The sequence below is a fragment of the Glaciimonas soli genome, from assembly GCF_009497155.1.
Lineage (GTDB): Bacteria > Pseudomonadota > Gammaproteobacteria > Burkholderiales > Burkholderiaceae_D > Glaciimonas > Glaciimonas soli.
The window spans coordinates 315,301-332,109 of the sequence record NZ_WINI01000001.1 but is presented as its reverse complement, the minus strand read 5'-3'; the positions used below and the strand labels follow the sequence as shown (position 1 = coordinate 332,109).

The following is a 16,809-nucleotide window of genomic DNA, read 5'->3' as shown; positions in this document are numbered from 1 at the left end:
GATCATGAAAGAACCAAGTCAGCATTACAATTTTCCGGATGCCAAAGGCCACTTTGGCAAATATGGCGGTAGCTTCGTTTCAGAAACGCTGACCCAGGCGCTAGATGAGTTGACGCAAGCTTATGCGCATTATCAAAACGAGCCACAATTTTTAGCTGAGTTTCATAGCGAACTTAAGCATTTTGTCGGTCGTCCCAGCCCGATTTATCACGCAAAGCGTTGGTCTGAGCAAATGGGCGGCGCACAGATTTACTTCAAGCGTGAAGATTTGAATCATACTGGCGCGCACAAAATCAACAACGTCATTGGCCAAGCCTTACTCGCCAAACGCATGGGGAAAAAGCGCATCATCGCGGAAACCGGCGCTGGCCAACATGGCGTGGCAACAGCAACAATTTGTGCGCGTTTCGGTCTGGAATGCGTGGTCTACATGGGTAGCGAAGACGTCAAGCGTCAAATGCAAAACGTCTATCGGATGAATTTACTTGGTGCCAAAGTGGTGCCTGTCGAATCCGGTTCAAAGACCTTGAAGGATGCGCTCAACGAAGCCATGCGCGATTGGGTGACCAACGTTGAAAATACTTTCTACATTATTGGCACAGTTGCAGGACCGCATCCTTATCCAATGATGGTGCGCGATTTCCAATGTGTGATAGGGCAAGAGTGTCTGGTGCAAATGCCAGAAATCGCCAGCCGCCAGCCTGATTACGTCGTTGCCTGTATCGGCGGTGGTTCCAATGCGATGGGGATTTTTTACCCGTACATAGATCATCATGATGTACGTTTGGTCGGCGTAGAAGCCGCGGGTGAGGGTTTGGGCAGTGGTAAGCATGCCGCGTCTTTGACTGCCGGTTCGCCGGGCGTGTTGCACGGCAATCGTACTTATCTTCTGCAAGATGAGAATGGTCAAATCATCGAAACGCATTCTGTCTCTGCCGGATTGGATTATCCGGGCGTAGGTCCCGAACATGCGTGGTTAAAAGATTCCGGGCGAGCGACATACGAAACCATCAGCGATGATGAAGCCCTGGCCGCATTCCACACTTGCTGTCGCATCGAAGGCATTATCCCCGCACTGGAATCGAGTCATGCATTGGCATATGCCGCCAAATTGGCCGCGACTTTGCCGAAAGATCAAATCATTCTGGCTAATTTGTCTGGCCGTGGTGACAAGGATATGCATACCGTTCAGGAACGGTTGAAGCTGTCAGACACCAACTGATTTATCCCTTCTCTCGCATGCGGGAGAAGGGCTTAAATAACGAACCTATTCAAAAAAACTATGTCAAGAATCCAAGCAACATTCGCAGCGCTCGCTGCGAACAAGAAGAAGGGATTAATTCCTTTCATCACCGCCGGTGATCCTGCGCCGGAATTAACTGTGCCGCTAATGCATGCGTTAGTCGCCGGTGGCGCTAACATTCTGGAGCTGGGCGTGCCATTTTCTGATCCTATGGCCGAAGGGCCGGTGATTCAGCGGGCATGCGAACGCGCGCTCAAATTTAATGTCAGCCTGCACGATGTGTTTGGCTACGTTCGTGCTTTCCGACAAACAGACACCACAACGCCGGTGGTGTTGATGGGATATGCAAATCCGTTGGAGCGTATGGGTGTTGACGCGTTTATCGCTGCAGCGAAAGAGGCTGGCGTTGATGGCACTATCGTGGTCGATTATCCGCCGGAAGAGTGCGAGGAGTTTGCGCAAAAAATGCAGGCGCATGATATGGATTGCATTTTCTTGCTGGCACCAACCTCTACCGACGAGCGCATTAAACAAGTGGCAACTATTGGTGGTGGGTTTACTTACTATGTCTCACTGAAAGGCGTTACTGGTTCAGCCAATATTAATATTGATGAAGTTTCGGAACGAATTGCCGCTATTCATCAGCATGTGAAATTGCCAATTGGCGTCGGTTTTGGTATTCGTGATGCTGCGACAGCCAAGGCCGTTGCCAAAGTAGCAGATGCAGTGGTGATCGGCAGCCGCATTATCCAAGAGTTGGAAAACACCCCGCGTGAGCAGGCTGTGGCCGCTGTACAGACTTTCATTAGCGGCATTCGTCGAGCGCTGGATGAGTAAAATCGGTCTATATCATCATAATTGACGCTTATGCTTATTGTCATTGAGGCAATAAGCATAAGCTATCGCCATTTGCGGGTTGAAGGTACAATTCGGCAAGTAAAAAAATTGAAGGAGCTTACTCCATGAGCTGGCTAGAAAAATTACTCCCCCCACGTATTCAGCGTAGCGATTCGGCTACCCGTAAATCTATTCCTGAAGGTCTATGGGTGAAATGCCCATCTTGCGAAGCAGTGTTATATCGCACGGATCTGGAATCAAATATTCATGTCTGTCCAAAATGCAGCCATCACTTGCGTATTCGCGCGCGTGATCGTCTCGACGCATTGTTGGATGCGGGCGGACGTTATGAGATTGGCCAGGAAGCATTGCCAATTGATACACTTAAATTCAAAGATAGCAAAAAATATCCAGAACGCCTGAAAGCAGCGATGGAGGCAACAGGTGAAACTGATGCACTGATCGTTCTTGGCGGCTCGATCATGACACTGCCAGTGGTGGTGGCGTGTTTTGAGTTTGAATTCATGGGCGGCTCTATGGGCTCAGTCGTTGGCGAACGTTTTGTGCGTGGTGCGCAAGCTGCACTCGATCAAAAAGTGCCTTTCATCTGCTTCACTGCAACCGGCGGCGCGCGCATGCAAGAAGGCTTGCTGTCATTGATGCAAATGGCAAAAACAACAGCAATGCTGACGAAATTATCTGAAAAGAAATTACCTTTCATTAGTGTGCTAACCGATCCGACCATGGGTGGTGTTTCAGCATCATTTGCATTTATGGGTGATGTGGTGATTGCCGAGCCTAAAGCGCTGATTGGTTTTGCTGGCCCACGCGTTATCGAAAATACTGTACGTGAAAAACTGCCGGAAGGCTTCCAGCGTGCGGAGTTCCTCCAAACTAAGGGCGCGGTCGACATGATTGTAGATAGACGCAAAATGCGCGAAGAAATCGCACGTTTGCTTGCATTGCTACAAAATCAACCCGCTGAGTCTATAGCGTAATTGATGTCATCACAAAATAGCCCGATCATCGTTGTTCGGGCTATTGTTCGTTGTATAAAAGCCTAGTGTTAACAGCATTGCTAAAGAAATAAATGTCTCAAAATTCCACCACGCCAGCTCATCCAGCAAATCTTAACGAGTGGTTAGCGCTACTTGAATCGCGTCATTTCAAAACGATCGATATGGGATTGGATCGCGTCAAGCTAGTGAAAGAGCGATTAAATCTGCAATTTAGTTGTCCAGTCATCATGGTTGCGGGTACCAATGGCAAAGGCTCGACTTGTTCGATGCTGGAATCGATATTGCTACGGGCTGGTTATAAAGTCGGCCTATACATCAAGCCACATTTTTTACACTTCAATGAACGCGCACGTGTCAATGGCGAGTCATCATCCGATCAGGCAATCATTGCTAGTTTTGAGGCAGTTGAAGCGCAGCGCGGCGATGTTTCGCTAACTTATTTTGAGTTCACCACGCTGGCAATCATGCATTTGATGGCCAATAGCCCTCTGGATGTGGTCATTCTTGAAGTTGGTTTGGGTGGGCGTTTGGACGCCGTCAATATCATTGACGCAGACGTGTCGATTGTGACCAGCATCGACATCGATCACACCGATTATCTCGGTGATACACGTGAAAAGATCGGTTTTGAGAAGGCGGGCATTTTCCGCGCAGGTAAAACCGCAATATGCAGCGACCCGGTACCACCGCAATCGCTGATCGACCATGCAGAAGCAATCGGTGCCGATCTTTGGTTATTGGGTCGCGATTTTAACTATACCGGCGACAAGCAGCAATGGAATTACGGTGGCCGTGGCCAGCGCCGTACCGGCCTGGCCTATCCAAGCTTACGCGGCGCCAATCAGTTGTTGAATGCGTCTGCGGCGTTGGCAGCGCTTGAAGCTTTGCGCCATCAACTCCCGGTAAGTGCGCAAGAAGCGCGTACCGGACTAGTGACGGTCGAATTGCCAGGCCGCTTTCAAGTGTTACCTGGATTGCCGTTGGTGATACTGGACGTCGCACACAATCCGCATGCCGCTGCAGCATTGTCACAAAATCTCGGTAATATGGGCTTTCATCCATACACTTACGCGGTATTTGGTTCTATGCTCGACAAAGATATTGCAGGTGTCGTGGCGCAATTAAAAGGGCGGATTGATCATTGGTGTGTTTGCGATTTGCCATTGCCGCGTGCAGCGACCGCTGAGCAATTGCAGCAGCAATTGGAGCAAGCCGGGATCGTCACAAATTCGGCTGAAAATGCCGAGTCCAGCATACAAATTTTTAAAACACCTGCTGCTGCTTATACAAATGCGTTAAGCAGAGCTGGGGAGAATGATAGAATTGTGGTCTTTGGTTCTTTCTTGACGGTTGCTGGTGTAATTGAAGCCAGAATGCGGCCTGATATTGAAACTAAGTGAACTTGAAAAAGACTAAAAATACGTATTCCATTCGCATCAACCTCTCAAACACTATTGATATCGCATGGGTTTATCCTCACTTTTTAGCAAAAATAAGCAAGCAGAACCTTCCGATCAGAGCGCTTATCAATCCCGCGCCGCAGAAGATAGCTCCGCCGTACGCGCCAGTAGAAAGCGCAAGACGCCTGACAATCAAACGAATGACCCCATCCTTCCGGAGAAGAAACGTGCGCGCCGTCGCCTAGTTGGTGCTGTCGCTCTGGTATTGGCTGTAGTGATTATCTTGCCGATGATATTGGATCCTGAGCCTAAACCACTCACCAACGATATCAAGATAGATATCCCATCGCGCGATCAGGCTAGTGCCGCTGCAGCTTCATCGTCAGCGGCATCAGTGACTTCACCGACAACTGCCGCTGTAGCTTCGGCAAGCGCTTCGAGCGTGAATACTGTTGGCAGTAATGGTCTGGATAATCAGGAAGAAATCGTTGATCCTGCAAGTACTACGGTTGCCGCTGCAATTGCTGCTGCCACACCAGCTTTGCCATCAACAAATGTTGCGACTGCTGCGGCTGCAGGTGCGGGCGTAGTTTCTGATAAAGCACCCGCCAAACCTAAGCCAGTAGAAAAACCAAAAGCAAAAGAAAAAGTAGCTCCAGTCAAACCTGAACGCAAATCCAATGCGGAAGCCGAAGATGCAGCGCGTGCAGCAGCAATTTTGAATGGCCGTCCTTACGAAGCGCCTGCTGATAGTGAAGCCAGCGGTCGTCCGGTAGAGAAGAAGGCTGGCAAATTTATTATCCAGGTCGCCGCTTTGGCATCGCAAGATAAAGTCGATGAATTGCAAGGCAAACTGTCTGGCGCAGGTATTCGGTCCTATACGCAAAAAGTGAAAACCTCGTCCGGTGAACGTATCCGTATCAGAGTCGGTCCGTTTGCTAGTAAAGAGGAAGCTGAAAAAAATCGTGCCAAGTTGTCTCAGTTGGGGTTAAGCGGCACGCTAGTGCCAAATTAAGCGAAAAGTGCTGACCGAGTGACAATTTTTGATTATCTGGTTTTATTTATTCTGATTTGCTCGGTGCTTATAGGCACTTTGCGCGGCTTGATCAAAGAAGTGGTATCACTGGCTAGTTGGGTCGTTGCGTTGTTCGTTGCCAACGCATATGGCGAAAACCTGGCAAAATTGCTCCCCGACATCATTCCGGGCGAAATGGTACGCTTGATAGTCGCGTTTTTGGCCTTATTTATAGCAGTGCGATTGTTAATGCTGTTGCTTTCCCTCGCGTTAGATAGTGTGATTAAAGCTACCGGACTGACGATTGCGGATCGATTTTTAGGGATGTTGTTTGGTGTAGCGCGTGGCGTGGTAATTATTATAGTGGCGGTTTTGGTGTGCGCAACAACCGCGATTCCACAACAACCACTTTGGCGCGACGCCTTGTTTAGCCCTATAGCGGTAAGTATGGCGCAGAGTGTATTGCCTTATATACCAGGCACATTTCGCCAACATATACATTTTTAATGTTGTTTTGACACTGACATTCGTTTTATACCGTATTCGACTGCACGATTTGTAGCTTATTTTTGCAGCTCATTTTGCAGTCTACAGATTTATATTGTTTTATTAGGAGTCCACCATGTGTGGCATAGTCGGTATCGCCTCTCAAAGTCCTGCTAATCAACTGCTTTACGACGCATTGTTGCTGCTGCAACATCGTGGTCAGGATGCAGCAGGAATCGCAACAAATCACGGAAACGGGTTTTTTATGCACAAGGCCAATGGCTTGGTGCGTGACGTTTTCCGTACTCGCAATATGCGCTCTTTGCCCGGTAATTTCGGCATTGGCCAGGTGCGTTATCCAACCGCCGGTAGCGCCAGCGCAGAAGAAGCGCAACCGTTTTACGTGAATGCTCCATTTGGTATTGTGTTGGCGCATAACGGCAATTTGACCAATGCAGAACAACTCAAAATCGAGATGTTCAAAAACGACAGACGTCACATCAACACGGATTCTGATACAGAAGTTCTGTTGAACGTTCTTGCGCATGAAATTCAACAAGCGACGACTGGTTATTCGCTTGACCCTGATGCCTTGTTTAAAGCCGTGGCAATGGTGCATCAGCGGGTTCGTGGTTCTTATGCAGTTGTGTCGCAAATTGCTAATTATGGTTTATTGGCATTTCGTGATCCTTTCGGTATTCGCCCGCTCTGTATTGGTGTTTCTGAAACAGAACAAGGCAAAAAAGAATATGTCATCGCGAGTGAATCTGTTGCGCTTGAAGGTTTGGGTTTCCAGTTCTTGCGTGATGTGATCCCTGGTGAAGCGGTATTTATTGACATGGATGGCAATTTTTACAGTCAGCAATGCGCCGATAATCCAACCTTGAATCCGTGTGCCTTCGAATTTGTTTACCTGGCACGTCCAGATTCAATTATTGACGGCGCATCGGTCTACGCAACGCGTTTGAAAATGGGCGAGTATCTGGCCGATAAAATCAAACGTGAATTTTCCAGCGGTGATATCGATGTTGTCATGCCGATTCCTGATTCGTCGCGTCCCGCAGCGATTCAGCTGGCATTGAAACTGAATATTGAATATCGCGAAGGCTTCATCAAAAATCGCTATATAGGCCGTACTTTCTTGATGCCGGGGCAGGCAATCCGTAAAAAATCGGTGCGCCAAAAACTCAATGCCATTGGTTCAGAGTTCAAAGGTAAAACTGTATTACTCGTCGATGATTCCATCGTACGCGGAACAACCAGTCGTGAGATCGTGCAAATGGCGCGTGATTCCGGTGCCAAGCGCGTTATTTTCGCTTCAGCTGCACCTCCGGTGAAATTCCCTAACGTGTACGGTATTGATATGCCTACCCGCGCCGAATTGATTGCGTATGGCCGCACTGATGAAGAAGTGTGTCGTGAAATTACTGCTGACGCGTTGGTATATCAAGATATTGATGCGCTCAAACGCTCGATTTCAGATGTTAATCCCGCATTGAAGAGTTTTGAAGCATCATGCTTTGACGGGAATTACATCACTGGCGATATTTCACGTGATTATCTGGATCATATCGAGTTCACGCGTAATAATCCGAAAGAAGAAAATGAAGATGCTGTGCGTTCACAACTTAATTTGAATTTGGCGCTTCAGGAATAGCGATATTACCGGACCTCGAATTAACATCGCTCGTCATTCCCGCTTCCGCGAGGATGGCGAGTTTTTTTTGATGCGGACATAAGTGGACATAAAAATTGGATGTGAATATGAGTAATGTAGAAAAAAAATACGGCTTCACTACGACCGTGGTCCATGGCGACCGGCAAAAAGATATTGAACACGGCTCTTTGCATAAGCCGGTTCACACCTCAGTGACTTATGGTTATCAGGACGCGCGCCAACTGGCAGAAGTATTTCAGGGGCGGGCGCAAGGATATCGCTATGGCCGTCAGGGTAATCCGACGGTGTCGGCATTGGAAGATAAAGTCAACGCAATGGAAGGTGGTTCCGCCACTATCTGTTTCGCGTCCGGTATGGCTGCTATCGGTGCATTGACGCAAAGTTTGCTGCGCGCAGGTGACCACGTAGTGTCATCGATATTTTTATTTGGTAATACTGCCAGTGTATGGCAAACCATGCGTGGCCTGGGCGTCGATGTCGAGATGGTTGATGCCACTGATGTCGCCAACGTGGAAGCGGCATTGACTGTCAACACGCGCATGGTATTTGTGGAAACGGTAGCTAATCCTCGTACGCAGATCGCCGACTTAAAGCGCATCGGTGATTTATGCCGTGCGCGTGGGATTTTATTTGTGGTGGATAACACCATGACTTCACCCTATTTATTTCAGGCTAAATTAGTAGGCGCCGGCTTGTCGATTAACTCACTGACTAAATCCATCAGCGGTCATGCCAATGCTTTGGGTGGTGCGGTGACTGATACTGGCCTGTTCGATTGGGCGCAATATCCTCACATCTACGACAATTACAAAAAATTTCCGACGCCACAATGGGGCATGACGCAAATACGTGCCAAAAGCCTGCGTGACTTTGGTGCGTCATTGGGGCCAGAGGCTGCACATCACATTGCAGTTGGTGCGGAAACCATGGCACTACGCATGGATCGTAGCAGTGCTACAGCGCTGGCAGTGGCTGAAATGCTAGAGGCGGATCCACGTGTCGCAAAAGTCTACTATCCGGGTCTGAAGTCGCATCCTCAGCATGAATTGGCCGCCGAGCTATTCCGTTCGTATGGTTATCTGATGAGCTTTGAATTACAGCCCGAAATCGATTGTTTTGACTATCTCAATCGCATGAAGCTCGGTATTTCGGCTACACATTTAGGCGATAATCGCACCTTGGTGTTGCCAGTTTCGCAAACTATTTTTTATGAAATAGGACAGGAAGCAAGGGCCAAAATGGGACTTGCTGAATCATTGATACGCGTATCGATAGGCATTGAGGACACGGCCGATGTAGTGGCAGATTTTAAACAGGCGTTAGATCAACACTAAAGTCTGATGTCGCTGTAAAAACTAAAAAGCCACGATAACCAAGGGAATCGTGGCTTTTTTTACGCATCAAATTAACTCTATAGACTTTGCATTTTCAGCAAATGTTGGGCAGTAAGCTCTTCAAAGTGTTGCAAAGTTTCGCCCCGCAGATACGGGTGCATCAACGATAAAACTTGATAGCAACCAGCATCCAAAGCTTTTTCGACGAAAGCTTGTTCAGTATATTGACGTGGGTTCAATACATATTGATAAGATAACCAGTAACTGGCGGTGACCACCATATTGGTAGAAAGAACGTCAATTTCCGTAGCAGATACTTGTAGCGCGTTATCTGCTTGCAAATCCACGCATACTTGCTTAACTACTTTAATTTTGTGACCAAAAATCTCTTTGAAATGTAACTCTAGCGTGCGATTGCGAGACAATAAATCGCTTAAGTCACGGTAAAAAAAGCGATAGCGCCAGATCAGCTCAAACATGAAGTGCAAATAAGTCCAGACATCCTGCATGGTTGGGCGCTTGCCTTGGGGCATGGCCAACATGCGCGCCATTTGCTCTTCAAAGGTGGAGAAAATTGAATTGACGATGTCATCCTTATTGCGGAAGTGATAGTACAAATTTCCAGGGGAAATTTTCATTTCATCGGCAATAATGGTCGTTGTGATATTGGGTTCACCAAATTCGTTGAACAGTTTCAGCGATAATTCCAAAATCTTTTCACGCGTGCGACGTGGTGCTTTTTGTTCCATGGGTTTTCTTTCTGAATCACATTGAGTTGCTGCCTTGAGCTGCATTCAGCGCGTTCAAGTCGGCATCTTCCTTGCTTACTACCATCCCAATGATGCTTTTAAAGCATGTGGGTAACTATGTAATCATTTCTTCTGTTAAAGATTGTATATTGCTTCTGATAGCTTCTGACAGGCAAACCACTATTTTTAGTTGAAAAGCACGGGGAATCTATGCAAAAAAAAGCAATCACGTTGGCATTGCAGGGCGGTGGATCGCATGGTGCGTTCACTTGGGGGGTGCTGGATCGCCTGCTGGAAGACTCTCGCGTCGATATAGAGGGTATCAGCGGCGCCAGTGCCGGCGCAATGAATGCCGTCATGCTGGCCTATGGCTATGCGGTCAATGGTCGAGAGGGTGCCAAGCAAGCTTTGGCGGATTTTTGGCATAGCGTCAGCACCAAAGAGTTTTTTCTCTTGATGCCGCATCAGGCATTGAGAGAAACAGGTTATGGTTCACATGGGTCTTCCACTGCGATGTGGAAGGGACTTGCCTCCATGATGCGACTATTTTCACCTTATCAATTTAATCCCTTTGATATAAACCCTTTACGCGATATTTTGGTAAAGCAGATTGATTTTGAGCGGTTACGGTCGGATGGAAAAATCCCGCTGTTTATTGCCGCAACACAGGTCAGCACCGGCACTCTAAAAATATTTCGAAACAACGAATTATCTGTCGATGCGTTGCTAGCTTCAGCTTGTTTGCCAGCGATGCATCGCGCCGTGGAAATCAAAGGTGAAGCCTATTGGGATGGTGGCTTAACGGCTAATCCACCGATTTTCCCTTTGCTGCATTTTTGTGCATCATCCGACATTATGGTGGTGTTATTACATCCATTTCGTCGCCCCAAAGTACCGACAACGACAGAAGCCATTGGCCAACGTTTAAGTGAGATTAGCTTCAGTTCGGCATTTTTTACCGAGTTGGGTGGTCTGGCGTTGGCCAAACGTCGCGCCACAGATGATCCGCATGGCGCGGGTGAATTGGTGGAACGCTTGAAAAAACTCAATATGCACGTCATTGATGCAAACGACTTGATGAGTAATCTGAGTATCAGCAGCAAGTTGAATACCAAAGCGTCCTTCATCAATGCGCTGCATGGAGCCGGACGAGAGCAAGCCGATCTTTGGCTGCGTGAAAATTTTGATGATCTCGGGAAGCGATCGTCTTTTAATTTGGATCAGTTTTTACCTTAATGGATCAGTCTGCGTACAGACATCAACGGCTTTATATTTGCACTTATTAGCCATCATGCGCAAGCACCGGTAAAATAGCTACATACTCTCAATTGGGCGCAATCATGACTTTTGCATCGCATAAAACCGTTCAATGTATTTCCCCCGCTGGTTTGCACACGATGGCATATCAAGAATGGGGCGATCCACATAATCCAAATGTTTTGTTATGCATTCATGGGGTAACGCGGGTTTCTGATGATTTCGATCAATTGGCGCGCAGCTTGTGTGACACTTATCGCGTCGTGTGCCCAGATGTCGTCGGTCGTGGACGTTCCGGACGCTTACGTGATCCACAATATTATGTAGTGCCGCAATATGTCAGCGATGTGGTGACATTGCTGGCGCGTTTGAATGCCGATACCGTTGATTTTGTCGGCACTTCTATGGGCGGCTTGATTGGCTTGGGATTGGCGTCATTACCAGAAAATCCTATCCGCAAATTAGTCCTCAATGATGTCGGGCCAAATCTGAATATTGATGCACTCGGTCGTATTGGTGAATATATCGGCGCGGATATGCGCTTTGCTACCTTTGAAGAGGCAGCAGCTTATGTAAAAGCGATATCTTTATCCTTTGGGGAACATACGGATGTTGAATGGCATAAAATTGCAGCTGATGTATTACGCCAGAATCAACAAGGTGAATGGGTGCGACATTACGATCTTGCGCTGGCGGTGCCATTCACGATGAGTACTGGCGACGCCTTCAAGTATGCGGAAATGCTGTTGTGGACTGCCTATGATGCAGTCAAATGCCCAACATTGTTAATCCGCGGCGCAGAATCAGATTTGTTATCGCCAGAAACGGCCAAAAACATGACCCAACGCGGCCCTAAAGCCAAGCTGATTGAGTTTGCCAACGTTGGTCATGCACCGACATTGGTGCATACGGATCAAATTGAAGTGGTAAGTAATTTTTTGCTTGGCAAGTAGTAAATTGATTAAAAGTAGAAACTGAGGAGCCTGAAATGAGCACAAATAAAGTACAACGTTTGCACGTCGGTAAACGTCTTTCTGAAGTCGCTATTCATAACGGCACCATATATTTGGCAGGACAGCTGGCGGAAGATACTAGCCAGAATATTGAGGGTCAGACACGTGAAACTCTGGGCCACATTGATCGCTTGTTGGCAGAGTCTGGCAGCGATAAAGACCATATTTTGTCGTGCCAGATTTACCTGGCCGATGTAAAAGATTTTGCCGGCATGAATCTGGAGTGGGATAAGTGGGTCTCGGCCGACAATTCTCCACCACGCGCAACTGTGGAAGCCAAGCTGGCACGCGCAGATATTTTGATCGAAATCGTCATCGTCGCAGCACAAAAATAAACCGATTTTAGCTAGTCCTCGCAACAGAAGTCATTGTAGAAAATATGGTCGCTATTACCTCCTCGCAAGATGCCGTTCAAACCCAGCTTTGTGCCGGACTGAACGACGATGACAGCGTCCGTGTGCTTGCCGCGCTGGCGTTCGTTGCGCCTTTGTATGCTGAGAAAACCGTCACGACCGGCCAATCGACGCTGGAATTCTCACAAAATGTCGCCAGTGCATTGGCAACGTTAAATACGGATGTCGAAACCCGCATTGCAGGTTTGTTATTTGAATTGCCGATTATTGATCCGACCAATATGGCCGTGATTGAACAGCATTTTGGTGAGGAGTGCAGTGGTCTGGTTGGCGGTATCCGTCAGCTCATGCGCTTGCATGGATTTACATTTGTGCATCAGCAGGAAGTGATGCGAGGTAAGAACGCGGCGCAACAGGCTGCGACACAAGTAGAAACCTTGCGCAAAATGTTGTTGGCAATGGCTGGCGATATGCGCGTGGTGTTGGTGCGTCTTGCATCGCGTCTGGTTGCGTTACGCTATTTTGCGGAACAAAAAATTGAAGATGCACGCACTAGCAAATATGCGCGCGAGACACTGGATTTATACGCGCCGTTGGCGAATCGTCTGGGTATTTGGCAATTGAAATGGGAGCTGGAAGATCTCTCGTTTCGTTTCATTGAGCCAGCTACTTACAAACGTATTGCCAAAATGCTGGAAGAACGCCGGATTGAGCGTGAGAGTTTTGTCGGTGCCGCGATTGATCGTTTGCGCAGCGAATTAGGTGCCGCCGGCATTAAAGCCGAAGTGTCTGGACGACCCAAACATATCTACAGTATTTGGCACAAAATGCGGGGGAAAGAACTCGATTTCTCCGAACTTTATGATGTCCGCGCATTCCGCGTGATCGTCGATGATGTCAAAACCTGTTACACCGTTTTAGGGATAGTTCATAACATCTGGATTCCGATCCCGAAGGAATTTGACGACTATATTTCACGTCCGAAGCCGAACGGTTATCAATCTTTGCATACGGTGGTGGTAGCCGATGATGATCGAGCATTGGAAGTACAAATTCGCACTAGCGAGATGCATCATTTTGCCGAGTACGGTGTCGCCGCACATTGGCGGTATAAAGAAACTGGTGGCTCACAGTTTGCAGCACAAAAATATGATGAAAAAATCGCATGGTTAAGGCAACTGCTGGCATGGAAAAATGAAGTCACCGATGCGGTGGTCGAACAAGAGGATAACCGCCGCGAATGGCTGGAGAAACTCAAATCAGCAGCGCTCGATGATCATATCTATGTATTGACGCCGCAGGCACGTGTGATTGAGTTGCCGAGCGGAGCGACGCCTATCGATTTTGCCTATTACTTGCATACCGATGTCGGTCATCGTTGTCGCGGTGCGCGCGTTGATGGCGTGATGGTGCCGTTAAATACGCCATTGAAAAATGGCCAGACGGTCGAAATTATCACTGCCAAAAATGCATCAGGCATGGCAGGTCCTTCACGTGACTGGCTAACGGCTGGGTATGCGGCGAGCCCACGCACACGCTCCAAAGTGCGCGCATGGTTCAATGCAATCGAGCAGCAAGAAACACTATCCAGTGGCCGCAGTTTGCTCGACAAAGCCCTGCAGCGCGAAGGCAAGACTGCGCTTAATCTGGAGGAGCTGGCACGTAAACTCGGTTTTGCCAAACTCGATGAATTGTTGCTGGCTTTAGGTAAAGATGTATTCAGTCTGCGCCACGTAGAGCAGGCGATGCACAGCGATGAAGAACTGAAAGACGCACCTCTTGATCTGCACGATGAAGAGGCGGCGATTACCCGTAAAAGTAAGGCATCCAGCGTAACGCATGGCGCCAAAACCGGCGTGTTAGTCGTTGGCACTGATGGCTTGATGACGCAATTGGCAAAATGCTGCAAGCCGGCACCGCCAGATGAGATTGCTGGTTTTATCACGCGCGGCAAAGGTGTATCCATCCACCGCAGCAACTGCAAAAATTTTGCAGAAATGAAAGCAAAAGCACCGGAACGTATTATTCAGACCACCTGGGGTGCACCGGGCATGGAAACGGTGTATCCGGTAGATATCTTCGTCCTCGCCAGCGATCGACAAGGTTTGTTGCGGGACATTTCGGATATCTTTTTGCGTGAAAAAATTAATGTGATCGGGGTCAGCACGCAAAGTACTAAAGCCCACGCACGCATGGCTTTTACGGCAGAAATTGCTTCGACCGCACAATTGCAAAAAGCACTCACAATTATTCGTGATGTGAAAGGTGTGTTAGAAGCTAAGCGTCAGTGATAGTTTTTGGGTTGCGCATTTCTGCTGCAAAATCTGTGCGATATTTTTTCTGTCTAAGGATTGTTTTTAAGAAAAATTCTCAGGAAGGTTAGCTCAGGGGTAGAGCATCGCACTCACACTGCGGGGGTCGCAAGTTCGAAACTTGCACTTTCCACCAAATATAGTGTGTTTAAAAAGGCTTAGTGCAATCACTAAGCCTTTTTTGTTTGATTAAGCGCCATTATCGCGCGCTTCCTGCCCAACTTGTTTCGGTCACCTTGCACCTTGCATTCATGGCGTGTTCCATCCATCAGCCACGCAGCACGAATAAAAATTACCGCCAAGGTCGATAAAGAGATTTATGTGCCATTTTACGAGGTAATGTCGACGAAATTATGTGACATAGAATTAACTTTCAGCATAGCCGACAATCAACTTTTTTCAGAGAAATATCAAAATGGATATCAATCGTGATAAAAAAGTGATTAGTAAGACGCGTAAAGTGTTTTTACACTGACATTGGCGTTTATCCTCTAACGAATAGCTGCAAATGCCATCATCCAAGTATTTCATTTTTCTAAATCAATACCTAAATAGATATCGAAATGATGAAAAATATCATTTGTTTGATATCGATGATGTTCGTAAGATAGCTAACAAACTTACCCGAAGCGGTTTATAGAGTTGTAGCCGCATAATTGCCGGATAAAAATATTTTGTTGGCCAGTCATATGGCGGTAAGTGAGCCATATGCGTAGTAAACGCAGGCGCTGCACAATGTTCTGACGCAATATCAAAATAACTAATGGAGACAAGCTGTGAAAATAATTAAATTGACGATTGTTGGGTTATTGATAGGTGTATTCGGTGTGGTATCTCAGGTTGGTGCGCAAGAGAAGCCGAGCATAGGTATTTCGATGCCAACGAAATCATCAGCACGCTGGATTGCTGACGGCGATAACATGGTCAAGGTATTTAAGGAAAAAGGTTATAAGACCGACTTGCAATATGCCGAAGACGATATTCCAAATCAGTTAGCGCAGATCGAGAACATGATCACCAAAGGCGACAAGGTGTTGGTGATCGCTGCGATTGATGGCACTACGTTAACGAATGTCTTACAAAAAGCAGCCGACAAGGGGATTAAGGTAATCGCTTATGATCGTCTGATCCGTAACTCCAAGAATGTTGATTATTACGCGACCTTCGATAACTTTCAGGTCGGCGTACTGCAAGCCGACTACATTGCCAAAGCACTGGATTTGAAGGACGGCAAGGGACCTTTCAATATAGAACTGTTTGGTGGTTCTGCAGACGATAACAATGCCTTCTTCTTCTACAATGGCGCGATGTCAGTGCTACAACCGTATATCGCCAAAGGTAAGTTGGTGGTGCGTAGCAAACAAACCGGCATGAACAAAGTCTCAACTTTACGTTGGGATGGAGCGGTGGCACAAGCCCGTATGGATAACCTGCTCAGCGCCTACTACAGTGATGCGCGTGTTGATGCGGTGCTATCCCCATACGATGGCCTCAGCATTGGTATTTTGTCGTCTCTCAAAGGTGTTGGATACGGCACGCCTAAGTTGCCAATGCCGGTAGTGACAGGCCAGGACGCCGAGATCCCTTCCGTAAAATCTATTGAGCACAACGAACAACGTCAGACAGTGTTCAAAGACACACGCGAACTGGCGAAAGTAACCGTCGGTATGGTCGACGCGCTATTAAGTGGCAAGACACCAGCCATCAACGACACCAAAACCTATAACAACGGCGTCAAGATCGTGCCAGCCTATTTGTTAAAGCCGGTCAGTGTTGATGCCTCCAACTGGAAGCAAGTACTAGTAACAGGTAGCGGTTACTACACTGAAAGCCAGATCAAATAAGCGCCAGTTGGATTTTGGTTGTTAGCCCAGTGAATGAGCAGATGTAAAAACGATGTCTTTTATTGCTTGCCCAGGGTGTGCGCAGTCGCCATGGCTTTTGCACACACTTTGCCAGACAAAAGTAGTCATTTTTATTTCACTCTTTCAACTGGGATGACAGCCAGCTATAAAAGGTCTTGTTTGATCTGATGTTGTCACACGCTTAGCGAATGCACATTCTCGTGTTTCAACGTCATAAAGCCAAACGTCGGTAAAGCTTGAGGTAAGTG

General features: G+C 47.5%; 14 protein-coding genes and 1 tRNA gene. 14 read left to right on the top strand and 1 reads right to left on the bottom strand.

Annotated features, from left to right (window positions below; translation table 11 throughout):
- The first annotated feature begins 4 nt into the window (after positions 1-4).
- The 8 genes from trpB to GEV47_RS01575 all read left to right on the top strand — a co-directional run bounded on the left by trpB (position 5) and on the right by GEV47_RS01575 (position 9,012).
- Positions 5-1,222 carry a tryptophan synthase subunit beta gene (gene trpB, locus GEV47_RS01610; protein ID WP_153232965.1) on the top strand — a complete coding sequence of 406 codons (1,218 nt, stop codon included), beginning with the start codon at positions 5-7 and terminating at the stop codon, positions 1,220-1,222.
- A 60-nt stretch (positions 1,223-1,282) separates the two neighbouring features.
- Positions 1,283-2,080 (top strand): tryptophan synthase subunit alpha, encoded by a 798-nt coding sequence (gene trpA, locus GEV47_RS01605; RefSeq protein WP_153232964.1) that lies wholly within the window; start codon positions 1,283-1,285, stop codon positions 2,078-2,080.
- Between the two features lie 125 nt (positions 2,081-2,205).
- The gene (gene accD, locus GEV47_RS01600) at positions 2,206-3,078 is read left to right on the top strand and encodes an acetyl-CoA carboxylase, carboxyltransferase subunit beta (RefSeq protein WP_153232963.1); all 873 of its coding nucleotides are present in this window, start codon (positions 2,206-2,208) and stop codon (positions 3,076-3,078) included.
- 92 nt (positions 3,079-3,170) lie between these two features.
- On the top strand, positions 3,171-4,499 hold the full coding sequence (gene folC / locus GEV47_RS01595; protein ID WP_153232962.1) for a bifunctional tetrahydrofolate synthase/dihydrofolate synthase: 1,329 nt from the start codon (positions 3,171-3,173) through the stop codon (positions 4,497-4,499).
- A gap of 64 nt (positions 4,500-4,563) precedes the next feature.
- Complete coding sequence (locus GEV47_RS01590) at positions 4,564-5,514, top strand: SPOR domain-containing protein (RefSeq protein WP_153232961.1); 951 nt, start codon at positions 4,564-4,566, stop codon at positions 5,512-5,514.
- Positions 5,515-5,532: 18 nt separating this feature from the next.
- Positions 5,533-6,021 (top strand): CvpA family protein, encoded by a 489-nt coding sequence (locus GEV47_RS01585; protein ID WP_322741516.1) that lies wholly within the window; start codon positions 5,533-5,535, stop codon positions 6,019-6,021.
- 115 nt (positions 6,022-6,136) lie between these two features.
- Complete coding sequence (purF, locus tag GEV47_RS01580) at positions 6,137-7,657, top strand: amidophosphoribosyltransferase (protein WP_153232960.1); 1,521 nt, start codon at positions 6,137-6,139, stop codon at positions 7,655-7,657.
- A gap of 107 nt (positions 7,658-7,764) precedes the next feature.
- Entirely contained in the window at positions 7,765-9,012 is a 1,248-nt protein-coding gene (locus tag GEV47_RS01575) for a cystathionine gamma-synthase family protein (protein ID WP_153232959.1), read from the top strand.
- Positions 9,013-9,089: 77 nt separating this feature from the next.
- Here GEV47_RS01575 and GEV47_RS01570 read toward each other — a convergent pair whose 3' ends face one another.
- Positions 9,090-9,761, bottom strand: coding sequence for a TetR/AcrR family transcriptional regulator (locus tag GEV47_RS01570; RefSeq protein ID WP_153232958.1), 672 nt, complete (start codon positions 9,759-9,761; stop codon positions 9,090-9,092).
- Between the two features lie 210 nt (positions 9,762-9,971).
- Between GEV47_RS01570 and GEV47_RS01565 the strand changes: the two genes are divergently transcribed.
- From GEV47_RS01565 to chvE, 6 genes are all read left to right on the top strand, one after another.
- Positions 9,972-10,997 (top strand): patatin-like phospholipase family protein, encoded by a 1,026-nt coding sequence (locus GEV47_RS01565; RefSeq protein ID WP_153232957.1) that lies wholly within the window; start codon positions 9,972-9,974, stop codon positions 10,995-10,997.
- A 104-nt stretch (positions 10,998-11,101) separates the two neighbouring features.
- Positions 11,102-11,971, top strand: coding sequence for an alpha/beta fold hydrolase (locus GEV47_RS01560; RefSeq protein WP_153232956.1), 870 nt, complete (start codon positions 11,102-11,104; stop codon positions 11,969-11,971).
- Positions 11,972-12,006: 35 nt separating this feature from the next.
- Complete coding sequence (locus GEV47_RS01555; RefSeq protein ID WP_153232955.1) at positions 12,007-12,366, top strand: RidA family protein; 360 nt, start codon at positions 12,007-12,009, stop codon at positions 12,364-12,366.
- 44 nt (positions 12,367-12,410) lie between these two features.
- Positions 12,411-14,675 carry a RelA/SpoT family protein gene (locus GEV47_RS01550; RefSeq protein WP_153232954.1) on the top strand — a complete coding sequence of 755 codons (2,265 nt, stop codon included), beginning with the start codon at positions 12,411-12,413 and terminating at the stop codon, positions 14,673-14,675.
- 82 nt (positions 14,676-14,757) lie between these two features.
- Positions 14,758-14,832: transfer RNA gene (locus GEV47_RS01545), tRNA-Val, on the top strand.
- Between the two features lie 649 nt (positions 14,833-15,481).
- On the top strand, positions 15,482-16,540 hold the full coding sequence (gene chvE / locus GEV47_RS01540; RefSeq protein WP_322741551.1) for a multiple monosaccharide ABC transporter substrate-binding protein: 1,059 nt from the start codon (positions 15,482-15,484) through the stop codon (positions 16,538-16,540).
- Positions 16,541-16,809: the final 269 nt, after the last annotated feature.